The organism is Xanthomonas hortorum (assembly GCF_011305375.1).
Classification (GTDB): domain Bacteria; phylum Pseudomonadota; class Gammaproteobacteria; order Xanthomonadales; family Xanthomonadaceae; genus Xanthomonas; species Xanthomonas hortorum_E.
In genome coordinates this window covers 288,171-311,649 of sequence record NZ_VCME01000007.1, presented here as the reverse complement: position 1 = coordinate 311,649, position 23,479 = coordinate 288,171, and the positions used below count along the sequence as shown (strand labels likewise).

23 protein-coding genes are annotated in these 23,479 nt (G+C 55.4%); 9 read left to right on the top strand and 14 right to left on the bottom strand.

Translation table 11 applies throughout. From position 1 onward, the window contains the following. Positions 1–172: 172 nt before the first annotated feature. The gene (locus tag FFY45_RS09155; protein WP_176340191.1) at positions 173–616 is read left to right on the top strand and encodes a hypothetical protein; all 444 of its coding nucleotides are present in this window, start codon (positions 173–175) and stop codon (positions 614–616) included. Positions 617–646: 30 nt separating this feature from the next. Here the strand turns inward: FFY45_RS09155 and FFY45_RS09150 are convergent, their stop codons facing one another. Continuing rightward, complete coding sequence (locus tag FFY45_RS09150) at positions 647–2,158, bottom strand: hypothetical protein (protein ID WP_176340190.1); 1,512 nt, start codon at positions 2,156–2,158, stop codon at positions 647–649. Positions 2,159–2,560: 402 nt separating this feature from the next. On the opposite strand from FFY45_RS09150, the gene FFY45_RS09145 reads away from it, so the two are divergent. Together FFY45_RS09145 and FFY45_RS09140 are read left to right on the top strand one after the other, a co-directional pair. Next, complete coding sequence (locus FFY45_RS09145) at positions 2,561–3,223, top strand: imm11 family protein (RefSeq protein ID WP_176340189.1); 663 nt, start codon at positions 2,561–2,563, stop codon at positions 3,221–3,223. 44 nt (positions 3,224–3,267) lie between these two features. Continuing rightward, positions 3,268–6,099, top strand: coding sequence for an XVIPCD domain-containing protein (locus tag FFY45_RS09140; protein ID WP_176340188.1), 2,832 nt, complete (start codon positions 3,268–3,270; stop codon positions 6,097–6,099). 114 nt (positions 6,100–6,213) lie between these two features. On the opposite strand, the gene FFY45_RS09135 is transcribed toward FFY45_RS09140, so the two are convergent. The 5 genes from FFY45_RS09135 to FFY45_RS09115 form a co-directional block, all read right to left on the bottom strand. Then, positions 6,214–7,329: a hypothetical protein gene (locus FFY45_RS09135; protein WP_217902504.1), complete on the bottom strand. Its 1,116-nt coding sequence runs from the start codon at positions 7,327–7,329 to the stop codon at positions 6,214–6,216. A 29-nt stretch (positions 7,330–7,358) separates the two neighbouring features. Further along, entirely contained in the window at positions 7,359–7,862 is a 504-nt protein-coding gene (locus FFY45_RS09130) for a DUF4365 domain-containing protein (protein WP_176340186.1), read from the bottom strand. Continuing rightward, positions 7,790–8,677, bottom strand: coding sequence for a hypothetical protein (locus tag FFY45_RS09125; RefSeq protein ID WP_306432056.1), 888 nt, complete (start codon positions 8,675–8,677; stop codon positions 7,790–7,792). Before FFY45_RS09125 ends, FFY45_RS09130 begins: the two co-directional genes overlap by 73 nt. An 81-nt stretch (positions 8,678–8,758) precedes the next feature. Next, the gene (locus FFY45_RS22130; RefSeq protein WP_255171908.1) at positions 8,759–9,088 is read right to left on the bottom strand and encodes a hypothetical protein; all 330 of its coding nucleotides are present in this window, start codon (positions 9,086–9,088) and stop codon (positions 8,759–8,761) included. 347 nt (positions 9,089–9,435) lie between these two features. Continuing rightward, positions 9,436–10,572, bottom strand: coding sequence for a hypothetical protein (locus tag FFY45_RS09115; RefSeq protein ID WP_176340185.1), 1,137 nt, complete (start codon positions 10,570–10,572; stop codon positions 9,436–9,438). A 300-nt stretch (positions 10,573–10,872) separates the two neighbouring features. Here FFY45_RS09115 and FFY45_RS22365 point away from each other — a divergent pair, with 300 nt between their 5' ends. The 3 genes from FFY45_RS22365 to FFY45_RS09100 all read left to right on the top strand — a co-directional run bounded on the left by FFY45_RS22365 (position 10,873) and on the right by FFY45_RS09100 (position 13,985). Beyond that, positions 10,873–11,067, top strand: a complete 195-nt coding sequence (locus FFY45_RS22365) for a helix-turn-helix transcriptional regulator (protein WP_176340252.1) — start codon at positions 10,873–10,875, stop codon at positions 11,065–11,067. Positions 11,068–11,383: 316 nt separating this feature from the next. Further along, positions 11,384–12,601: an inovirus-type Gp2 protein gene (locus FFY45_RS09105; protein WP_176340184.1), complete on the top strand. Its 1,218-nt coding sequence runs from the start codon at positions 11,384–11,386 to the stop codon at positions 12,599–12,601. Between the two features lie 37 nt (positions 12,602–12,638). Next, entirely contained in the window at positions 12,639–13,985 is a 1,347-nt protein-coding gene (locus tag FFY45_RS09100) for a DUF3987 domain-containing protein (protein WP_176340183.1), read from the top strand. A 77-nt stretch (positions 13,986–14,062) separates the two neighbouring features. Here the strand turns inward: FFY45_RS09100 and FFY45_RS09095 are convergent, their stop codons facing one another. The 4 genes from FFY45_RS09095 to FFY45_RS09080 are packed head-to-tail and all read right to left on the bottom strand — an operon-like array spanning position 14,063 to position 15,907. Next, positions 14,063–14,695, bottom strand: coding sequence for a hypothetical protein (locus FFY45_RS09095; protein ID WP_255171907.1), 633 nt, complete (start codon positions 14,693–14,695; stop codon positions 14,063–14,065). 10 nt (positions 14,696–14,705) lie between these two features. Beyond that, positions 14,706–14,975 carry a hypothetical protein gene (locus FFY45_RS09090; protein WP_176340181.1) on the bottom strand — a complete coding sequence of 90 codons (270 nt, stop codon included), beginning with the start codon at positions 14,973–14,975 and terminating at the stop codon, positions 14,706–14,708. A 2-nt stretch (positions 14,976–14,977) separates the two neighbouring features. Further along, on the bottom strand, positions 14,978–15,196 hold the full coding sequence (locus tag FFY45_RS09085; protein ID WP_176340180.1) for a hypothetical protein: 219 nt from the start codon (positions 15,194–15,196) through the stop codon (positions 14,978–14,980). A gap of 24 nt (positions 15,197–15,220) precedes the next feature. Then, positions 15,221–15,907: a J domain-containing protein gene (locus FFY45_RS09080; RefSeq protein ID WP_176340179.1), complete on the bottom strand. Its 687-nt coding sequence runs from the start codon at positions 15,905–15,907 to the stop codon at positions 15,221–15,223. Between the two features lie 211 nt (positions 15,908–16,118). Here FFY45_RS09080 and FFY45_RS09075 point away from each other — a divergent pair, with 211 nt between their 5' ends. After that, positions 16,119–16,511 (top strand): helix-turn-helix domain-containing protein, encoded by a 393-nt coding sequence (locus FFY45_RS09075; protein WP_176340178.1) that lies wholly within the window; start codon positions 16,119–16,121, stop codon positions 16,509–16,511. A gap of 62 nt (positions 16,512–16,573) precedes the next feature. On the opposite strand, the gene FFY45_RS09070 is transcribed toward FFY45_RS09075, so the two are convergent. The 4 genes from FFY45_RS09070 to FFY45_RS09060 form a co-directional block, all read right to left on the bottom strand. Next, a complete protein-coding gene (locus tag FFY45_RS09070; protein WP_176340251.1) occupies positions 16,574–17,083 on the bottom strand; it encodes a JAB domain-containing protein in 510 nt (169 codons plus the stop codon). Next, entirely contained in the window at positions 17,083–18,036 is a 954-nt protein-coding gene (locus FFY45_RS09065; RefSeq protein WP_176340177.1) for a DUF932 domain-containing protein, read from the bottom strand. The genes FFY45_RS09070 and FFY45_RS09065 overlap by 1 nt, the downstream gene beginning before the upstream one ends. Positions 18,037–18,119: 83 nt before the next feature. Further along, on the bottom strand, positions 18,120–18,245 hold the full coding sequence (locus tag FFY45_RS22125) for a hypothetical protein (RefSeq protein WP_255171906.1): 126 nt from the start codon (positions 18,243–18,245) through the stop codon (positions 18,120–18,122). A 340-nt stretch (positions 18,246–18,585) separates the two neighbouring features. Then, the gene (locus FFY45_RS09060; protein WP_439333522.1) at positions 18,586–18,822 is read right to left on the bottom strand and encodes a DUF6988 family protein; all 237 of its coding nucleotides are present in this window, start codon (positions 18,820–18,822) and stop codon (positions 18,586–18,588) included. A gap of 161 nt (positions 18,823–18,983) precedes the next feature. On the opposite strand from FFY45_RS09060, the gene FFY45_RS09055 reads away from it, so the two are divergent. Next, positions 18,984–21,065 carry a M13 family metallopeptidase gene (locus tag FFY45_RS09055; protein WP_176340175.1) on the top strand — a complete coding sequence of 694 codons (2,082 nt, stop codon included), beginning with the start codon at positions 18,984–18,986 and terminating at the stop codon, positions 21,063–21,065. Positions 21,066–21,500: 435 nt separating this feature from the next. Then, entirely contained in the window at positions 21,501–23,087 is a 1,587-nt protein-coding gene (locus FFY45_RS09050) for a thioredoxin family protein (protein WP_176340174.1), read from the top strand. The last annotated feature ends 392 nt before the right edge of the window (positions 23,088–23,479 follow it).

The following is a 23,479-nucleotide window of genomic DNA, read 5'->3' as shown; positions in this document are numbered from 1 at the left end:
AAAAAGCGATTGGCGGGCGACGGATCTTCAATCATCAGACTAGCGCTGAGCATAAAGCGCACAAGCAAGCACAGGCTCGGCGCCTAATGCTCTAGCTGATGTCCAGCTTATGAAGCTTACTCAGACAGTTTTATCGCCGGCTAAAGCAAGTCCGATTTCAAAGGAGATAGCAATGTCCATGAGTGTAGTAGTAAATCAAGCCAAACAGGTCGAGGGAAGACTGCAAGCTCTCGGTGCGATTGGCCGCGGCTTGCACGAGAAGGCCAATAGCGTGGAGCAGATTCTCGGATCAAAACTGACCAAGCGAATCCGTTTTTTGGCTTCTGTAAGGAATCAGGTTGTGCACAACCCTGAAGTCGAGTTGACCCCCGAACTTCTCTCTAGTTTCCTGAGTGCAGCCGAAGACGCTCTCGGTGAACTCGACCGCTTACTCACAACGCGGTCGGAATCAAGCGAAGGACAGCAGTCTGATAATCGGGTTGGCGAAAGTCCGCTTGGCCCGAGAATGGTCGCTGTTTGGGATAGTACATCTACTGGAGGAAAGATCGGACTTGTCATCGGGGCTGTAGCACTTAGCGCGCTCTATGTGAAGGGAAAGATCGATGACTGGTGGTGAATGCTTCCGGCCTCATGCGTGCGGATGAACTTAGAATCGCTCGCCCGCACCGAGTCCGGCATGTTCAGTTCGAAATACCGAATCGACCAATAATCCATGAGTAGTCATGTAAAAATACGTTGGAGGACTAGATATGGGCGTTTCGCCCAGATTTGGAAGATTTTCGTCTATGCGCTGGTAGCGACTCAGTGAATTATTATAGTTCCTAATATTTGACTGAAGCTCCGACCATAGGCGACCCATACTGTACACTCCCTGGACGGGGCGTGAATGATAGAAACCATCTAGCAAGGGAGCGTTCCAGATTAGCTCAATTAAAATTAACCAGTCGAATTCAGAACTATTTACTTGAATTTTTTCTAGGCAACTTATTAAGCACCTAGAGGCCGCTTTTTCTGCAGAATTTTCGCCAAGATCATCTCTAAAATTAGCTTCAATCTCTGCAGCCAAAGTTCGGATTAGAAGATCAAGCTCTTGACCAACAACCCTATTTCTTCGAGCTTCTGCAATTTTTGGCACTACTACAGAAAGCGCTTTGACCGACCAGCGTAGCGCCCCGGCCAATCGCACGTGAATACCCAGCATTCCAAACTTTAAATTAGGCAGATACTTAGATTTATGCCAGATTATACTTCCATCAGAAACGCTTTCAAAATCGCTTAATCCAGCATGGGCTTTGAAATACGAAAATGCCTCATCGAGCCTAAGAAGATCCGCAGCCTCGGCAAAAACAAAGGGTATTTCTGAAATTTTCAGGAGCTCCCTACTGAGCTCCAGATCATCCGCTGGATACGTAGGGAGCTCCCCAACATGCTTGGCTTGTAGTTCAGTTGCGCCATCGATGTAGGTCACGCAGCAAGTCCGATCTGCCAAGACTCCAACCATTAGACTAGCGCCAGCAAGTGAAAGCAAATTAATGCATGCAAATTTATGTGCCTGCATTAGACCTTGCTTTAGCTTCGCCTGGTCGAACCCGTCTAAGGACCCTTTTGATTCAACTGCAGACCAGCAACCATATGTATCTTGAACAAAAAAATCAGGATTATTTGCAATTAAGGTCTGAGCAAATCCAGAGAGATTAACAGCTGGACTCCCAAGAATTTTGTAATGCCAGAACCGCAGCGGTGGACCACCACCGTTCCGAATGTTTTGCCAGTCCTCCGTGACGACCCTTGCATAGATCATCCCAAGTACGAAAGAAGCAGAAGATTTCTCGTTACTCTCTAAAAATCTAACGAATGAAGCTCGCTTAGCCACAACAACGCCAGCTCCAGTCACACTCTTCACTATTAGTGATTTAACCAAATCTAGACGCTCAGTCAGATATTTATTCAAAGCAGTCCATTCCCCCGCAGTCGCGAGGACCCTACTGCCAGCAATCAAACCATATCCGCAATCAGCAGCAGCCGCGACGACCCTTGGGTCATCCGGTGGTGGTAGAGCATGCTTAGAATGAATCTGAAACTGAGCCATGAATCCACCGCCAAAGCTAACAGTCGAAAAAACCGGCTTAAGGACAAAAAACTCAGTTTGATTAGCCATAAATTTTCATCTGTTATAACTCGCGGATTGAATTATATTTTTTTACTCCCAAATTATACCACAGAAAGGAAAGGCGAAGACTTAAATTTACAACCAACAATCGAAGATTGTTCGTTATAAAAAATCAAAAATAACGCAGCATAGCTGTGCGTCATTAATCAAATTAATTTATCGATAAATTTGAATTAGACACCCATAAAACCTTAATTTAACTCGACCTGCACATGAGCTCGTTACCCCTCCTTAGCCACCTCGTATCAGGCAGTGCATCAGAACAGACTACACGAGATGAGAATGCTCCTAGGGACATACTTGTCACCTGCTTTACAGAAAGGCCGCCCGTTGCCATAGAATCCCTAAGATCAAAGGAATCAGCTGCGATCTGCGGCGCAACCGTCCACGATGGAAATCACCATGACCGACCAAGCAGCAATCCCCGTCACCGTCGCGAGCGACTCCCACCTGGGAGAGTTTTTTGTCCTCCGGCCAAGCTTCCGGGGCAATGGTCAGAGCGCTGGCTTGAAGATTGCCAACGAAGAACTGCTTCTGCCCCCTGGCATGAACACCATGGATCCTCCCAATGGTGATCCAAGCCAGTATCCGGTGAGGCCACACCTAGTACAGGTGCCGGGACAGCAAGAGATGCCGCGTGATTTCGAGAAGCTGGCGGGCATCTGGATCGTTTCAGAAGCATTGAAGCAGGTGTTCGACGCCGTCGATCCGGAAGGCTTCGCCTTTGCGGCTTGCGACTTCACCCTTGCCGACGGCACGCAGGGTCCTCAGTACTACCTCTGCAACGTGACGCGTTGGCTTGATGCGCTTGATGAGAACGAATCGCGGGTCCAGATCGAGATCGAACACGATTACGAGACCGGAGAAGACCTCAACTTCTACAGCGTATCCGGCGGCGCAAGCCTTGTATTCAATCGGGAAGTCGTTGGTAACGCCCACATCTTCCGTCAGTTACGCCTAGGAACCGAGGCCATTTGTGACCGCGTTCTGTTCGACGCCTTGAGCGCAGCCCAACTTAGCGGCCCTTCGCTGCGAGACGCCGCAGACCTCTAACGCGTCAAACCCTCGATACGGATTTCTGAGCGGGAGTTGCACCGATGGCTGACACACCGGCTTTCCAAGGACACCATGTCATTGAACAAGCGGCTTTCAGTGAGAGCCGATTGCTGCAGTCGCTTTCCAAAAGCGGCCTGTTCGATTTGCATGGTCCACGCAACATCCTCAATCTTCCGGCCGACCAGGCGCTGGCGGCCAAGATGGGACTGTCGCCGCACCCCGGTGGACCGCTTGGGGCGTATTCAGAGGAACTTGCGAATCGGCTTGAAAGATTGGAACTGTCCCCCGACGGACAAGCAACGCTACGCGGCAATCAGGCGGCCGCGCAGCGCATCGCGGCTAGAGTCAATGGTCTGACCGACACGCTCAAGGTGGGCCTGGTCAACGGCGATCTCGTGAGCAATACGCCGCAGGGCATGACGCCCCAGCAGGCGAACGCAAAAATCCGAGCTTTTCATGGTGATCTCGCCGCTTACCAGCAAAGCCATGCCGGCCAGATTGCCGATGTAGGAAAGATGGCCGCAGCAGAGGCGCGCTGGGCCGGCGTAACGCGGTCTGAAGGCAATGTCCAACTGGCCTTAGAAGCGATCGATCAGCCAGGATCATCCACCCTTAGTGATAGATGGGGTGGCCGGCAGTCACTTGGCACAGCAGTTGCTGAAGCAAACCAAGCCGGCCGCCTGCCAATCACCGAACCGATGGAAGCGCGTCTGCGCCTCACCTTTCCTCAAGAAATGCCTCCGGTTCTTGCGCGACCAGCGGCCGTACCTCGGATTCCCGGCGTCCCAGGCGAAGGCAGCATCGTTACAGGCGAAGGTCTTGCAGCGGAGGCTGCCGGAGCACGTGGGCTTTCTGGTGCTCGTATCGCGGGTGCGGCTGGCGTAGCGCTCATGGCCTACGACTTCACTGTTACCGGCCACCGCGTTATCCAGCTAAGTACGCAAGGCAACGACACCGGCGCCGCCTCGACGGCCACACACTTCGTCGGCCGCAATGCAGGCGGCATCGCTGGCGGCTTCCTGCTTGGTGCCGGCTACGGCGCCGCCACCGGCTCATGGACCGGGCCAGGCGCGCTCGCGACCGGTTTGGCCGGCGGCCTGGTCGGCGGCTACCTTGGGGAACGCTGGGCTGAGAAACAGGACATCGACCGGATCTATACACAGCCAGACCGCAGTGGCAACGAGTGGACGCGCAACCCAGAGGATCCACAAGGCACGTGGACGCGTACGGTAAGCGCTCCATTGCCGAGCGGCGGCTATCAGGAGACGCGCCTGGTTGCCGCTGGCCGCCTTGCCGATGAACTGAACTATCGCGCGGCTAACGACTCGTATTCACTCGGACTGGCAAATTCACCAAAGCCCCAGAACCCATACCGCCTGGATGCCAAGAACGAAACGCATCCGCCTCGTGAACCGTTTGAAACGGGCCGCGACTATGTGCGCGATGCACAGACCGGGAAGTGGCAGCTTGAAATCAGGGAAAATATTGACGGCAAGATACCAGTCACACGCAATGCACCGATCAGCACCGAGCGTGAGACCGCACTGGAGAGCCAGTCGCAGACGATCATTGCGCAGAACGCCGCCAACACTCCGGAAGCAACAGCGGCCCGCTACCAGATTGCCTACAACCAGTTCGGCTGGAATGAGTTCGCCAATCGCGAACCGGTGCCCCAGGCCATCACGAACGCACGCACGCAACCGCAGCCGTTACAGGCTTCCGACGGTCATTCCTACACCCGCGACGCCAACGGCGAATGGACCACGCCCGGCACGCTCTATGGCACCAATGCGGCTACCGGCAACACGCGCGAGGAATTGAACCGCACGTGGCAGAGCCAGCAGGCCGGGCTTCAAGACATGGCGTCGATGGCGGAGGTCGCCCGCAGCAATCCCACACCGACGCAGAGTGACTTGCACAGCCAGGTGGCCGGGATGTACGCCCGCGCTGGCATTACGCGCACTGACGCGCAGATCGATGCAGCCACGGCGGCAGTTGCACAAGACCATGCACGCGATACGGGCAAGCAGATGCCCTTTTTCCTGCAGCTGCAGGAAGATGGCTCAATTGCCACGGTGGTTGGCCAGAACGACGACCGCATGGAGATCAGGGCGACCACGACGGCAGCAGAGATATCGCAGGCAGAACGGCAGCAGGCTGTGCCTGCCAACGCACCCCAAGCCAATCCCCCTGCGCAGTCGCCTCAGACGCAGCAGCCTGCAGCACCTTCCTCGCAAACCCCGTCATCCAGCGCGCCGTCGTCGCAGACAGCGCCAGGAAGGTCGTCCTCGCTGGACGACGATCATGCGCAGGAGCGTACAGCGGCCACGGGCGCGACCACAGCACAGATCGCCGCACCGGGAATGCAGATGGGTGCGCGCTCTGTTGCATCGCACGATCCTCGGGAAGACGAGCAGCTATCTGTGAATCGTCAGAGCGCCGTTGGCCCAAAGCCTCAAGACGCTGCGCTGGTGGAGCAACTACGCTCATCCATCGCAAGGCTCGACGAAAGCGCCAACAAACCGTGGGATGAGCGCAGCGATCGCATGGTTGCGAGCGCGTACAAAATGGCAGTTGAGGCGGGGTTCAAGCCCGGTGACAAGGTCGACGTCGCACTGAACGTACCGACCGACAAGCTACCAGGCGGGGTGACGATGTTCGTGATGCGCTCAGGCCCAGGCGCGTCCCCAGATCCGTATGCCAACCGCGCGCATATACCGACCAGCGAGGCACTGGCAGTTGCTCCCGAACAACAGTATCTGGCGGCGAACCAAGCACGCGATACGCAAGATCAAACACGACTGCAAGAGCTCGCACAGGCACGCGACCATACCCAGGATGATCCAAGCAGGAGCGGGCCGCGAATATCGTAATTAGCTCTAACTCGCGCACTTTAACTTTTTTCAGATCCTAGAGTAGCCTTACCTCTTTTGCCAAACTATCGAAAACTAACTGAGTCCCCACTGGCTCACAGGCCAACGCGAATATCAAAGAAGATCTTCCATCCAAATTACAACAAAGTTTTTTGGCATTAAAAGCTCTGCACTCCTCGCCTTTATGTGCACGTCCCCTTGAACCTTAACCATTTGCCCTTGGTCATGAGCAATAACCGCCAAATGGTAATCATCACCCATCAGTGAGACACGGATCTTGCGATCCATATCGCTGACATTAGCATCCAAGGTTATGACCCCCTCAGTTTCGCCTTTTTGACGAACCAGTTTTGTGATATGACCTGTCAATATTCTATCTTGTAAGACGTAGTCATCTTTGTAGTATTCCGATGCCCTCTTCAGAATTTGCACTTGCCGCTCTTCAAAATTGAATTTACGGGGTTCGCTTTCAAACATCGGGCCAGATGATGCCGTGACAATTACCTCAAAAGCTCGATTGTTTTTTTCCCCACTAAAACCGAGCAAAGCATCACAAAGATTTGCACTTGCACCTGATGAAACTGCTGCGTCGAACACCTTAATCTCGCCTACGTCTTCGTATCTCATGCTCGCTGTCGAAAGTGCGTCTAACCCAGCTACGAGCTTGGATGTGATGGCCTGACCCAAACCAACAGAGTCCGCAATTGGAATAGCGGCGTCAGACTGATCGAGCGGGAAGTTCTCCTGATTAGGCGCAATCACATTGACTACGTAGCTTCCAATCTCTGTCTGCCCGAGAAGGAGAGAGTCCAGGTAGCCGCGAGCATCTTTAGAGGTGGGTCCGGAGAAATGCCGACGATTGGCGTACACGGCCTGCGCAGCGGCGGCCAGCAAATCTTTAGCTTTTGATATAAGCAACACACCATCGTTAATTGGGATAGTCCCGTCCTGCGTGTCCGCATGAACAACCCTAATGGTGATGACATTAGAGATGAGGCGCTTGACGTCACTAATCACATCGAAAACAGGACGCTTTTCAAATGATGCAATGGCCGTCAGTGCATCGCGTAGTCGCTGCTTAAGATCTTTAACATACGGAAACGGGAGAACCACTTCGGCGTCTAGGTCATTACGCCTATGCCATATTGTCGCTACACTCCGAATCTTACCGTCTTCGAACCACTGCCTCGACTGTAGATAAGCATGTATCTGCTCGATGGATACGGGCATGTCCGTCCGAGCACGACTGTCGTTTTCAATCACAACGACTCCCCCATGCTTGCACGGTCCATCATCTGCCAGAGCGCCGTGCTAGTTAGACGCTGCACCAGTGGTATATCCACGGTGACGGATGTCTGGTTGACGGTCGGAGCATGGTCTCGTAGCGAAATCCAATGGCAAGACTTGAATAATACGATGTGATCGTCATTATTTTTTATCCACTCTTGAAAATCATCAGGCACTAGCAATACAGCGAGATAACGCGGTACCACCACATCATCGCCACGGAGGTCATTGTAGTTTTTTATCTTCAACGGGAACTTAATTACATCATCTATTATCAATTCCTGAGAAGAGCATTTTAACTGGACTTGAATCATTGGGCTTCGCATCCTGCCCGGACCGAAGTCACCTTTCGTTTGAAAGGTGATGTCGATGCTGTCGTCGTCAACTCGAAAATCGCCCCTATTTAGCCCAGCCTGCGCCGCGAGCGCGCAAACGTAGGCGTACTGGAACTCCTCTTTCTGCTTCTGCGGATCCATCTACCAAGCCATACTCTTCCCAGAGGCCTGATGTTCACATATATCCGGGTTGACAGCCATGGGGCAAGGAACGTTTTCGCCAAGCCCCTACCAAGCGTGCCAGGGATCCTGTGCTTAACGGTTGTGCAGACTTGCAGCAATTGCGCACGACGAATTGGGCTGGACACTAGGCCCATATCAACGCTAGCGAGCTCCAATGCCTTGACATCACCGCATTGAGCTAACGTGTCTGTAACAGTGGCCACGCGCTTGTCTACCTGCCGGCCCAGCTGTTCCAGGAATGCTGCTCGAACCTCTTTGTCGCTAGCCATCGCACCGCCAGATGTGACAGTAGCCGCGCGCTTGTATAGCACGAATGCTCGCGCCACCTCATTGCCTACGTTTTCCACCATTGCGGTGAATGCTTCACGTGACGACAGTTCGATCACCTCGGCAAGCTCGGCGACGGTTACCTCCATCACTGTGATCTGCGTTCCGATCTCCAGACGCATAGCGGCGTATTCCTCGACCAGCGCCAGCGCCGAGGTCTCGGCCGCTCGCAGCTTTTGGATGTTACGGGTCAGCGTGCCATCAGCCTCACGCAGCAGCCCACTCCATTGCTGACGCGCGGCGTCGGCCTCTGCCTGCGCCGCCTCTCGTGCACGCGTCATCGTCGCCACGCGCTCGGTGAGCGCCTTCTTCCGCGCCAGCGCCTCATCGAGTGTCTGTGCTGCGGCTTCGTCTGCCACGCGCACGGGGCATGATTTGGCGGCCAACATCGCAGCTTCTTCCGAAGCGCCGCTCGTGTTGGGGATGGTTTTTTCGCTATTACTCATTTGGCACTACTCCAGTTGTTTGGCGCCCGTATGCGCTCACGCACGCCGACGGCCAAGGTGATGACACGCACTGCAGGCAGCTCACAACGAGCCGTCATGCACCTTGCGCGAGTCGAAGATGTATAGGCGAACGGCGCCCATACCGGGCACACGCACGACCTGTGAGGGCTTGCCATCGGCTGCGGGCTTGATCCAGCCCGCAGCTATCAATTCACGCGCGGCTTGCCGCGCGTCATGGCCGGCACGCAACTCACGACGGAAGGCCTCGGGCAGCACCATGTATTCGGTGACGCTAACCTCATCGAAGCGACGGAAGCCGGCGCGTGCTTGTACGGGAAGACCGTCCGCTGCGCGGAATCGCTCAGGGCGGCTTTCGCCATGTGCTTCGAAGAACGCGCGGATGCGCGACATCAGTGCGTTAGTGTCAGCGCTACCTAAGCCAACACGGCGCTGTAGCCATGCTTGGAGGCAGCTGGCAACGCCTTTTGGTCTCATACGCTTCTGCCAATCCGTGCGCTGGCGACGGCAGGCGCTATCTAGTCATCCGCAAAGGCGACGATGGCGGACTGCTCCGTCACGCGGTTTACCTGCGCGTGACAAGCGGTGGCCGGATAGCAACAACCCGTCTCAAGCCCCAGGCGCCCTGCCCCTCTTCGATACATCCGGTAGTAGCTGGCAAACCTCTGACACCGTGGGACCTTAAACCAATTTGCTGCACACCAACTTGCACATCCAACCTTTTCCCCTTGCATCACAAACTACGAAAATGGAAATTTTTCCCTGGAAATTTGATCACTTCTCTTAAGCAACGCCTTCACACGCTCTCCTTTCCATTCAGTATCACCAACAATCATCTTAATTATATTAAAAACCACCGTTGGTTTATCGAAGCCAACCGTTTCAAGATGGAGCTCTAACATCCTGACCAAATCGAAATCAGCGGACTCGGAATAATTAGCCCACCAAGACGCCAAGAGAATCACAGCCCTCAACTCTCTAGTCAAAAACTTCTGAGCGAGAAAGCTTTCGGCCTCATCATTCAAAATCAACGCACTCAAGTATTTCAAATCTATTTTTTTATTCTCTTTGAAATTATTAATAGGGTCAGCAACTCCTCTACGGTCGCTATAAATTATCCTGTCTGCTTCGTCTAATGCTTTACCGCGGAAAGCTTTTGGCGCCAAAATCCGAAGCTGTGGTAATACCACCTTCGGATCTTCTTTGGCCTCACGAATTCTGTAAGAAGCTGTATATAGGAGGCGAATGGCATTAGGCACATCCTCCAACGCAGGAGGGAATTCACGCATATACGGATAAAAACTTTTCTGTAACGCGTCGGCATCTCGAATTTCGATATAAATATTACCCATATCGATCATAAGACTGAGTGCTAGTTCGCGCCATTTCGGCGCGTAAAGAAAAGCCCTGCTTTCCGCCTTGCGCTTATCAAGCTGATCTATAGCGTAAGCCTTATGAAAGCTAATGCGCTCATAACCAGCATCAGAATTTTTGGTTGAAGGGATATCTATCAACCCACCACATTCAAATACCCTGCAGGTGGTTGCACCATCCGCCCTTTGCAGGTCGTCAATTGACCCACGACTAAGTCTAAAAAAACTAACGCCTTCATTGAATTCCGGATTCACCCCCCGGACCCCGTGATCAACCAACGCGACGTTTAAAGAATTGTCTATCCTGACATAAAGCGGAATCTCCCTTTTCCGGATGAAGTCCAATGGATCCACATCACCGCGTATCTGTGCGAGCTTTTTATCCAACGTTCCATAAAGCAAAACGCCACTTACCCTTATCTCAGCTTTTGCTCTATTTGATTCAGAACCATCACTTGATTCGGATTCATGTTCTACGACTGTTTGATGCTCGTCAGCTGCCATGGCGTCCTCGTAACCCTAAGCCCCCTCAATAGTAGCGCCGCAGAGTTCGCTTGCAAGTCGTCTTGCTAATGAGGGCCATCGATGAGACGGCACTGGACATTGTCGAATTAACCCGTAGCTGCGCGCCCACTCGGCCGGCATGGCGGCCTCACACCGAGCCCTGACGCCCATAGGTAGCGCCGCTCATGCGCCTCTAGGGGATTTGGCAACTTTGAAATTCCCTTGGCAAGTTTGATCGTCGACTCAGATTGGTGCACGGTTCTTGTCCGCCACAGCGTGTGGCGCAACCAAGGCAATCCAATGCGCACTTACACTACTGACTACTACCTGCGTCTCCGTGACGTAACTCGGATCACCGGTCTCAGCCGCTCGTCCATCTATAACTACATCGCCGCTGGCCTGTTCCCCAAGCAGCGCGCGATGGGCATTCGTGCAGTCCGCTGGCTAGCGAGTGAAGTGCATGCTTGGGTAGAAGATCGTGCTCGTGCCAACTAGCGCCGAACGCTAATTCGACGAAGCCCGATTAAACGTAAAGAGGGTATTCCTACCCATTTCAGTTTTCATCAGGGCTAGCGCCTAAGGATATGCGCTTTAATTGAATTAAGGATATATATCTAATTAGCAATAAGCATGTAGCGCACAAGTAGATACCGCGCGCAATGGCAATACTCTCTGCAGCAGCATGATCAAGTGCACGCTTATCAACGGCAACACTATCTAACTTTTATATTCCGTATTCGGAATTAACTACTGACATCACAAACACAAGGCATTGCGACCTAGCGGATAGCTGTGGCCGCAATGAAATATTATGCCAAACATTCAGAAAGCAACTGTAGCCCTTTCTACTTCTTCTCTATCCATCAAGCTCCTCCGGGAACAGGAGATCCAGCACGACTACATGTCTGACAGTGGACTTCTCCAGTCCCCCCGAGCGCTCGACTTGAATGGGGCATTCAAGGAACGTGAACTCAGCGTCCTGCTGAAGCTGCTGGCTAAACTCTTCGACAAAATTACTGATTCCGATGCCCCACCTTTTGTTCCAGCCGCTCGGCGTACGACACGGCTGCCAGCAGTTTATAAGCTGACTAGCTTGGGACGGACCCTTCGTGCCAACTGCGTTCAATTCCTCAAACAAGGGGATGACAACCCGGATTGGGTACGCGATTATGCAGACCATCTTTTCAGTCCGATGATCACAGTCATGCTCCGCGCCATGAAGCGCTGGGCTGCGGATACCGCCTTTTTACCGAACAGCGGTAGCTTCGAGCCTGTTGATGACTATGACAAGGCAGCCCTGGATGCAATTAATCGCATCGTTGCCTTCGTACGTCGCGTTAGTGCGTCCCGGAAGTTCGAAAATGCTTGGAATGATTATATCCGGCAGTCCAATGCGAACTTCCGCAGCGGAAGTAATTTCATCTATCTGCTTTTCTCCCGGCATACCCGTCTACTTGTTCTACGTGTCGACTGTTATTTGCGTCCAGACTCACGCGCTTGGGGTCTTGGGGACGAGGCAGATGCTCATGCGGTCAAGCTTCTTCGTAAATTGCGCGACGGGAACATTGTTCCGGGCTATCTCGGAGCGATCATCAAGCGGGAAAACGGAATTAAACGGGGAATGCACTGGCACTGGATGATTTTCATGAATGCCAATAGCTACGAGAGTGCCTGCTATTACAGTAAAGCAATTGGTGAGGCATGGATGAAGCTGGTCGGGAACCACCGCGCCAGCTATTTCAATTGTTACACCCGTCGTCACGAGCACAAATTCAACGGCTTGGGCATCGTACATCTCAACGACATCGAGAAGCTCATTGGCATTCGCGCCGCCCTCCACTACATGACTAAGCGCGACTGCGTTTTGCGCGCCACGAGTGGCAAGCAGCAAGACTTCCGTCGCAGCAAACCCCGCATTCCCAACGGCTCCCAGCGCGGTCCAAAACGCAAGGAGTCAGACAGCCTCCGCGAGGTGAAACGAGCGCTCGGGGGTACGCGTAGCCGCTATCCGGCCTGGCTCGAATCGTAAACCGTTCTCTCTCCCCTACTGATCTCGGATAACTAACATGTTCTACAGTTTTCGCCCCGCCTGCCCCATCGATGCGCTTCCAGACCTGCTTTACAACGCCGCCTGCGAGGTGGGCCGCATCACCGAGGCACCAGCTGAGATCCTGCTCACCGATGCGATCGGCGCTGCGTGCTCAGCCGTGCACCTTCGTCATGATGTAAGCGCCCCAGACGGGCGGACTATGCCCACATCGATTTTCACGGCAGCGCTGGGCCGCTCAGGGATCGGTAAAGGCCAGTCTATGATCCAGTTCTTTAAGGCCTTCAAGGAAGACACCAAAGAGAAGCTTAGGCAAGAGCTCGCCGCTGGTAAAACCGCGCAGACTGACGAAGATCTGATCCTTGAAGAAATCAGTCTCGCGGCGCTCATGGACCGTCTGTGTGGCTTCGGTAAGGGTTGTTCCATCCAGATCGAAGAAGGCGCGCGCTTTATGCCACAGATGATCAAGCTCGAAGGCATCCTGACCCAGTTGTATAGCGGAGATCCTCCAATCAAGCGCCGCGTGAAGCGCATCTTCCAGACTGCATTCGACGCGCGCCTGAGCATCGGTCTTCGTTTTCAGCCTCGCATTTTTTACAATTGCTTACTCAAGTTCGCTGGGCAAGCATACGAACAAGGCTTATGGCCACGCTTCATCCTTGCCTGCCACGATCCGGAACTCTTTCCCGCCCCCCAACCTCTGATGACACCGCGCGCAGGAGGATCCGGCCACAACGATCGCCTGCAGGCGGTTCTCAAGAAGCTTGTTAGTCAGGCACAGCAATACCCATCGGAGACACCTCGTACGGTAGTAGTACTGAGCAAGGACGCCGCTGTACGCATGCGCATGCTGAAAGAAGACATCAAGGATTGCTATCCCAAGCATTACAATGCCATCAAGCCGTCCGTTGACCGCGCCTGGGAGAACACGCTGCGCCTGGCTGCTGTCTTCCACATCGTCTGTGAGGAAGAAGGCGAGATCAGCCAGGAGATGGTTGAGTGTGCCTGGACGATCATGGAGTGGTCGCTCACCCAGCACTACATGGTGTTTGTCGAAGCAGCTCGTCCGGAGTCGAAGCAGAAGCCACGTGCAGTAGCCCGCTCTCACGCACCCCGCAAGGCCCGCCCTGCCGATGATGCGCGGCTGGTCCTGGAGTCGGTTTGGAGTGCACGCAGACTGCGCTCAAGTGACGAAAAATTTCTCGACGAGGTTGAACGGCTAGCTGGCTTGCCACCGAAGCGGTTTAGCGACGCAGTGGAGTGGCTGGTGCGTAAGGGGCAGGTTGTCGTGCTGGGTGTGGACGAGTTCCGTCGCATCCGCGCCCTTGTACCACGTCCCTCCTACACGTCGGATGGCCGCCTGTAACGTCAAAAAAAATAGCTTTGCACCTCTGTGCCAAGTAGGGGAAGCGAATGCTCCCCTACTTGGCACAGAGGCACAGATTAAGGCGATGGCTGCACCTGCAGCCACTTACCCCCATGAAACACGTACAAGGCCTCCTCTTCCGTTGACGGACAGCAATCCGGATCATCCGGCCCCTGTACAAGCAACTTCACGTGCACCGTGCCATCTTCCACGCTCACATTCTGAGCAGCAACTCCGAAGCCAGAAACTGACGTGGTGCCGGCCAACTGCAACTGGCCGGATTCCTTGCGCTGGAAAGCCGCTAGGTAGCTACCACCTCCGTTGCCACCGCCACCGCCTTCCAGGGTGTACAAGGCCACCACTTCTGGCTTGCCATCCCCGGCCAGATCGCCTTCGACTACCTTCCGCGCTTCCTTGTACTCGGTAGCTCCGTCGGCCTTCTTCGCCTCCTGGGCGATCGCTGCGTTGATGACATCAGCGTCCGGCGTGATCTGGACAGCTTCCTGCGCAGGCGCTTTCTCTGCCTCGGCTTTTACGTCCTTGGCCGCATCGCACTGGATAACCTCGGCCTCTGCTCGCTTGGTATCCGCCGGAACCTCACAGCCAGCCAGGTTGATATCGCCAGCTTTCGTTACCTCATCTGCTTTGCCACATCCCGTCACGGCTAGCGCGGCTAGCAGGACCATCGCGGACCGGTAAATCTGCTTCATCTTCATTTCCTTATTGCTTCCTGCACTGTTGTGCGGCATTGGCCAATTGATCGATGAAGTCCGGAGGCGGAGAACCCTCGGACTGAATTGCAACTATCCCTTCTTCCCCGTAATGCGCCTGCAGCTTGTCGAAAGCGCATTTGCAAACAGACTTGTCCCCTCCACTACTGGCACAGCTGCCAATGAATTCGTTGCGCGCCTTGTCCGCCTTGCTGCTGCATGCTCCAAGCATCAGCAGCGCCGCCAGAGCGGTCGCAATCTTTGCGGCATTTCCTGTCATGACTAGGCCCTCCTTCGCACGAGGATCAGCACGCCGCCGATGACGACGAGCCAAATCAACCCGCTCAAAAGCCCCCCGAACGCCGGGAAAACAATTGCTGGCCAGACCAGCGCGCGACCGAGGTTGTAGGCGAATCCCTTGTAGGCGTAGTGCCCCCAATTGGCGAAGCAGATCGCAGCAATTAACACCGAGGCTCCGTAAAGCCCAATCAGATACTTCATTTCTTCCCCCTGTTGTTGGTTGGCTCATTGGCCTTGTTGCAAATAGCGGCTTACGGCCTTGAAGAGCACCGTCAAGTCACCTTTGTTGGGCATGTTCAGATCGGCAAAGCGCTCGCCGTTGATGTAGACGTACTTCCCTTCTGTCGTGATCGCCGACAGGACTCCTAGCAGGCGAACCTCCACTGGCTGGAACGCCGCTTTGCATCTGATCTGCGCTTCAGTGATCAAGACACCTTCCCGTGCACCGCCAAAAAGCGTGTCGTCGATCAGCACAACCACGTCCCTTGGTTGTAGTCCTTGCCCGTAGGACTCCAGTGCGCCGGCGAGCTTTTTATGAGGGATGCGTGGGGCGATGAAGATCCGCTCAAGCGGTTCGCCGTTCAGTGCCAAGCCGTCCAGCGCCTGCAAAAGCGTCAATGCATACGACTGCCCTTGCTCGGGCGCGCTGGTGGCACCTGCATGGCTTGTTGGCCGCGTTGAGCGATCTCGGCATTCCTCATCCACTCGCGCACGGCTGACAGGATCCCGAAGTGCCGCATAAGCCTCATTAACCTCCTGCATCTTCGAGGTCGCCCAGTTCAGCGTTTCCGCATCTGCGTTGGCGTAGCGGTCCGGGTGGTACTGGCTACGTCGGCCCCTGTAGGCGAGTTCGATCTCTCTCAACGCAGCACCCGGTCGTATGCCGAGAACTCCGTAATAATCCTTTCCCAACCTCAATCTCCTTTGCCAGCTTGAAAACTCAAGGCTTTAACCCACTCATCGAGCTATGGCGTTCAACTCCACAGCAAGGCGCCCGGCGTTCTTAGTCCGGTAGCCACAATCCTGCCGAACTTGCACAAAACTTACGTGACACGTAGAGTCTACCCTGCGCGTAGACCTTCAGCCATCCTGTTGGAATGCGCCCACCGTTTTTATTCATCCAATGACTGTCGTTCCAACCACGCCGCGTAGCGTGGTGGCTGCGCGTTTGCGCCAGGCTCGTCAGCTACGGGGTCTAAGCCAGCGAGAAGTTGGAGTGCGCATGGGTCTGGACAAAGACACTGCTTCGGCACGCATAAGCCGCTATGAGAGCGAATCAATGGCAATCAGCTTGGAGTCGCTCTTTGAGCTGGCCCGAGCGCTAGGCGTGCCTCCGGCTTATCTGCTCGCGACCACGCCGGAAATGGCTGATGCGATCCTATCGCTAGGAAATGAAAGCGAATCACAGCAAAGGGATCTTGCGACAGTGCTTAAAGCGTTGACGAAATTATCTGCAACCCAGCGCAACGCTTTCGCTCAGAGCATCGTTGACGCCGCACCTTCAGAGGAGCCATAACTTCTCTGCGCCCGACCTAATGGGCCGGGCGCTATGCCGGTCTATCCCCAGAGCATTTGTGCTTACACCCATCCCCGGGAAGCCATCGAAACCGCCTGCTGGGCTGTGACCACGAAATGGTCCAACAGCCGGATCTCCACTAACTGCAAGATGGTCTTCAACTGGAACGTGACAGCCCGGTCGGCTGCCGAAGGTTCAGTGTGGCCACTCGGGTGGTTGTGAGCGACGATGACCGCCGCAGCGTTCAAGGCCAACGCGCGCTGGACGACGATGCGCGGATGCACCTCTGCGCCCTCCACTGACCCGGAGAACAAACGCTCCACCCCGATTAGCCGGTGCTGGTTATCGAGAAACGCAACCTCGAAGTGCTCCCGTATCTCACCGCCCAACCGCAGCCGGAAGAAGGCGCCGCACTTGGAAACGTCACCTAGTCGTGGACCTGATTCGCAGGCACGCTGTTCGAGGATGCGTAGGGCGCGCGCGACGATCTTGTCATCCCGTGTGCGGATGACTTCCCGTGATAGTGCAGGCCCGCCATCAGACGGCGCACATGTGCGTGTCTCGGCCTGCATCACGCCACCATCCCCATCACTTCCTCCCACGCGCGCTGCTTGATCTTGGCTCCCTGCCCAAACCAAGCCGCATCCCGGCGATGGTCATCACTTCGAGCACGTCGATGATGATCAACATGCTCGGTGATGGCATTGAGCAGACCCCAAGCCGTTGCTCGGCTGGAAGCAAGCTTGGATCCTCGCCCATCGCCCTCATACAGCGCGCGCACTTTAGCCACTGCCTGTTCGTTGACCACCTGCACCGCATTGGGAGTGGCGTAGGTCAACACACGACGCAGCAGGGCATCGACAGCGTCTGGGTCTACGGGGGATTCGCACAATGTTTTCATTCGATCTACGAAACCGCCCCAGGCTGACACCGTAATGCCGAGCTGTCGCTTCACGAGGTCCGAATCGAAGTGGCTTCGGTGCGGCACCTTGATGGCGCCACCACTGTCTCCCACGGCAACCGCCAGGGTGTTGTTGCAGACCACCCTGATGGAGGTGAATTGCGCTGTAGTGGCCAGCGTCCCATCACAGGCAGTGGCCAGGAGAAGATAGCCGTCCACTCTGTCCCTCCCGCGAAGCAGGGTGCTCTGACCTGTCCTGGCAAGCGCCCAGAACTTGCGTCCCTCACGCAGGACGCCAGCCGTCTCCAGCTCGAATCCGTTGTTTGCCGTCAGGTCCCGGTAGAACTCCAGGATCTCCCCTGGCTGGACGACTTGGAAGCGCTTCGAAACCACTGCCAGAGGCGCCTTGGTGTCAGAGCGATAGAGGACCTTGTTCCCAGGAAACGCATTGATGGCCCCAAGGTTCTGGCTGCCAGTGATGTATCGAACCTCGGACTCCTCGATCTTCCAGTCCATCCCAGCCTGTTCCTTCCATGTCTCGATGGGCTGCTGTCGAGCGAGCTGATTACCTAGCCCATGCCAGGGCTTTTGGCCGACATAGGCCATTGATTCAAGCAAGTGCATTGTCGATTCCTAATAGTTGAGGGCATAAATGCACAAGGCCCGGACGAGCCGGGCCTTGTGAGAGGTAACGTCGGTTATACCGATCAGTGATCGAAGAAATCACTACAGTTAGGGCAAGTCGCCGCCACCGTGCATTTGACGATGCCCGCCATAACGGCTGTGGCCACGACCATGATGCAGTAGATCAACTCGACCTTGCTCTTCATCATTACGTGCATCCTAAGCTGGCACTGCAGTGCGGAGCGCCGGACGCGAGGCAGGGGTCCTGCTTCGTATAGGTAATATGGTTTCAAAATAAATTTGATTGAAACACCGAATCTCCTATGAGCCAGGGCCCATCTTTCAATACTGTCTAGCTTTGGCCGAACTATTCTTTTCGTGCAACTAAGTGGAAATAATCGACAGGGCTACGCCTTAATTTTTATTCGACCTCCTTCAAATCTTAGTAAATTAGCTACCGCACACCGAGGACATCATCCACGAAAATTCCTCATGAACGCCAACAAAAAAATTTCCTCGTAACGCCCGCCTTTTATTAAACCTTTTTGGCTACAGGTCCAGCGCTCTGGCCAGGATGGCCGTCTGCAAGGCAGTAAGTACCGGCATCCCGTTGACATGGATTAGCGTATTGCTGATCAGGTCTAGGGAATCGTCCTCCTGATGCCTGCGCACGTGATGAATGCCTGAATGCGGGTAGGACTTAATTACCTTCCTGTTGTAAGCCATGAACTCATTCATGGACCCCACTGCAGCGTGAGGAGCACTCTCACCTAGCGCACCCACCATCATAGTGACGGGACGTTGGGAGCGTTATATTTATCCAACGCTTCGCTTTCACGCACACGTAAGTCCAGCGGAGATCGGGAATACTCAACTTTGCTCAGCTGACGCCCACCTGCTCGAACGGGTCAACTAAGCTGTGGGAATTATCTCCACCCACAGCAACCATGAATCCACTGAGCAAAAAGACACTTGCACTAGCGATCTTCATTGCCTTGACCGGTTGTAAGCAAACCGGCGACCAAGCGCCTGCGCCCGCAGCAAAGTCTTCCGCAGCAGCTGCGCCTACGCCGGCGCTGGATATCGGTGAGCTTGATACTCATGTCGACGCCTGCCAGGATCTGAATGCATTTGCCAATGGAAAAACGCTGGCGAAGGGGATTCCCGATGACGAGATCGGTATCGGCACCTCCTATGACGTCTACAACGCCAGCTATCGCGATCAGCATGACATTGCCGAGACGTTGCTGCAGTCGCGCCCTGCAGCCGGTTCGATCGAGCAACTGGTCAGAACCTTTTATGTATCCGGGATGGACACCGAGAGCATAGATCGCCTAGGCGCAACACCGATACAGCACCGGCTCGCTCAAATCGATGCCTTGAAGGATCAGCGCGACATTGCCCGCTTCATCACCCAACGCCACGCCGATGGCGCCAATGTGCTGTTCCAGTTTACTGCACAGCCCGACGCGCAGACTGTGTCGAGAATGGTTGGATTAGCCTGGGTCGAGGGCATGACACTTCCCTCAAAAGACTATTATGTCGATGCGCAGTATGCAGGCATTCGCACGGCCTACCTTACGTATATCGAGCAGTCGTTTGTACTGGCTGGCACACCAGCCGACCAGGCCGCAGCGCAGGCAAGGCAGGTTCTGCAACTGGAAATCCGTCTGGCGGCGGCACTGCTGCCACGTTCCGAACAGCGGGACCCGAAAAAAATGTATCACTGGCTCACCACTGCACAAGCCAATGCCTTAACCCCACACTTTGCATGGGACAGCTATATGGCGGCGCAGGGCGTGGCTGGAGAGAAAGGCGTTGCATTGTCCCAGCTCGCGTTCTTCAAGACATTCGACAAGCTGTTGCAAACCGCGCCAGCGTCGCAATGGCGAGCTTATCTGCGCTTCCGTGCCATCGATGATGCGGCACCGGCGCTGAGCAAGCCATTCGTCGAGAATCACTTCAATTTTTATGCACGGACGTTGGAAGGCCGGCAGGTGCAGACGCCACGATGGAAGCAGGTGATCCAGTCATTGAACGATACGATCGCAGAGGCAATGGGCCAGCTCTATGTGGCCAGGGAGTTCTCTCCTGCCTCCAAGCAGCACGCGCTCGAACTGGTGGAAAATGTGCGTGCCGCGATGAAGCTTCGGATCGAACACGCCGACTGGCTAAGCCCGCCAACCAAGGCCAAGGCGCTGGATAAGCTGGCCAATATCATCCCGAAGATCGGGTATCCCGACACTTGGCGGGATTGGTCAGGCTTGCAACTGGAAGAGAGCGCCTACCTTGGCAATATCGAGCGCGCTGCTGCGTTCAATCATCACGCCGACATGGCCAAGATCGGCAAGCCGGTCGATCGGATGAGTTGGGGTGAAGTGGCACCACAGACAGTGAACGCCTTCTACAACCCTAGCGAAAACAGCATCTACTTTCCCGCAGTGATCCTGCAGCCGCCGTTGTTCAGCGCGACTGCCGACGACGGCCTCAACTATGGCGGTATCGGGGGCATGATCGGGCACGAGATCAGTCATGCCTTTGATGACCAGGGTAGACAGTTCGATGCTATCGGTGCAAACCGCAACTGGTGGCTGCCCCCGGATGTTGCCGCGTTCCAGACCCGCGCCGACAGAATCAAGCAGCAGGTGAGCAGCTACGTGCCGCTCAAGAACAGGCCGGACCTGCACGTCAACGGGCAGTTGGTCCTGGGCGAGAGCATCGCCGACTTCACCGGGGTCACCATCGCCTACGACGCGCTGATGCTGGACCTGAAGAAACATCCCGACCGCGATGTCGCTATCGACGGGTATACGCCCGAACAACGATTCTTCGTCAACTGGGCTCGGCTTTATCGCAATGCGCGCCGGGAAGAAGCACAGGTGAAGGCACTCAATTCCGACCCCCACCCACCCAGTGTCGTGCGCGTCAATGCCGGGCCAGCCAACATGCCGCAGTACGCCAAGGCATTCTCATGCAAGGCCGGCGATGCGATGGTGCGCTCCGAGCAGGAACGCTCACAGATTTGGTAAAGCAGGAAGAGCGGCTTTAGCTGTACAACACCGAACGAGGAAATCTAAGGGGCATGTGCACACCTCGATTTTCGCCTTCTCCGACAGGGTCAGCTATAGAGGCAACACAATAGGCAGCTCTGCCAAGAGGGAGTACATAGCACGACTGGAGCGTCCGACGCGCGGAATGACAGGCCCTCTGACCGCACTAAGCGTTCCTGATCTGCTGGCATGCCGAAAGAACCATGCTGGCTTCTGTGCGACAGCTGCGGTGACCTGCCGGATAACCACCCTGGAACAGCTATGTTCTTCGCCAATGATGCGCTTGGCGTAACGCGAGTTCGCATTGCGGGGCCTTTATAAAATCAGATGAAGTGACAGTACCGGTGCGCGCCTTGCAGCGTTCAAGGCTGTCCGACCGCGCGTTCAACTCTCTCCTCCAAGCAAAGGCTTTTCATGGCACTGTCTTTCCGTTCGCCATCCCTCGCTTTGATGACGCTTTCCGCCGTCCTCGCAACGCTAACTGCCTGCGAGAAATCGACACCATCAGCGCCAACTCCCCCGTCCACGGCTGCACCGGCTGAGCCACAGGCCAGCATCCAGTGGCATGAGGGCAAAGTCGAAAAGGCATTCGAGGAGGCAGTGAAGACCGGTAAGCCGATCCTGATGTACTGGGGTGCAGTATGGTGCCCGCCCTGCAATCGCCTGAAGGTCACCACGTTCAAGGACCCGGCGTTCATTGCACAGATGCAGCAGTTTGTGGCGGTGCACCTGGATGGAGACTCGGAAGAAGCGCAGTCCGCTGGCGAGCGCTTCGGCGTCAAAGGATACCCGACCATTATCATGCTGCGCCCGGATGGCACTGAGATCACTCGGGTGATAGGAGATAGCACGACAGCTCAGCTCATCCAAAGTCTGCGTGCGGCCACTCAGCTCAGCATAAGTACCAAGCAGCTACTTGAGGTGGCGCTGAAGAACCCTTCATCCTTGAAACGCGATGAATGGGCGCTGCTGAGCAATTACGGTTGGCTGCTAGACAACCAACTAGTCGACGCCAAAGACGCACCTGGCGTGCTTTCCACGCTCGCAAAGACCGCGCCGGAGCCGCACCTGCAACGCCGCTTCGGTCTACTGGCGGTGCTCGTCTCCACCCAGAAGCCAGCTACGACGCCAGCCACGAACGCATTGCTGCGGACAGTGATTGCCGATCCGACGGACGTACAGGCCAACCTGCATCTACTAAATTCCGGTGCCGCCACGCTGGTGGCAGCCGCCACCAACGATGCTGGTGAACGCGCCGCCTTGTCCAAGGCGTTGAATCAGGCATTGGCAAAGGCATACGCCGACCCCACGCTGCCAATTGTAGATCGGCTGCGCACTTCATCGGCCGTTGTCGAACTTGCGCGACTGGCCCAGGGGGAGAACGCTGCGTCGGACCCAAGCGGGGCACACTCCCCGCTACCCGCCTCCGTAGTCGAGACGGTTCATCAGCGTGTGCGTTGGGCATTGTCAGCGGCAAAGACTGCGGAAGAGCGTCAGGCCACCGTTGAAAGTGCGGCCGGACTCCTGGTTGAGGTAGGCGACACTACTGGAGCCGAACAACTGCTGCTGGCCGAATTGGGGCGTAGCAAGACCCCGTCTTACTACATGCCTTACCTAGGCCAACTAGCCGAGGGGCGCGGTGACAGCAAGTCCGCCCTGTCGTGGTTCAAAAAGGCGTATGAGACACCAGGCAGTGAAGGGACGCTCGTGCAGAGAGGCGTGGCCTACTTGGATACGTTGATCCGCCTAAGTCCGGATGATGCTGCCGGCATAGAGTCCGTTGCAATCAGTGTCATTGATGACCTGGCTGCGCAAACCGACAGCTACCTGCATGACAATCGAGAACACTTCGATCCAGTCGGAGCGTCGCTGCAGTCCTGGAGCAAGCAACACCAGGCGCAAGGCTCTGCGGTGCTGACGCGAGTTCGTCAGAAAGCACAGGCCGTATGCGGCCACAAGACGGACTGTGTCGCTTGGCTTGGCAACGCACCTGACGTATGACCGTGCATCTGGACCGCGCTGCCAACGTTATGGAGATCACCGCAACCGTTGCCCGCACAACTACACGGGGAGACGGGCTAATGACGGACGGGCCGCCTGCTCCACGTATGCAAAACCTTAGGCGATAAGCGGGCTATCTGGAGTCTTTGACTGTGAAGCATCTAATCTCGTCGACTCGAACCCGGCTAGGAAAATACCTACAGTCCAGCCCACCTATCACCGACAGTATTTTGAGCCCTTTCCCGCCATGATGACGAGTCACCAAGGCCTGTCCTGGCGGCCGCTTGTCTGACGATGGTGGCAGGCAAATTGAGGGTATAGCACCATCGAGGGGGATCAGTCTTGGGCGTTACCGCTATTCGGCACGTGGGCGACTACTTGCTCACGGCGCA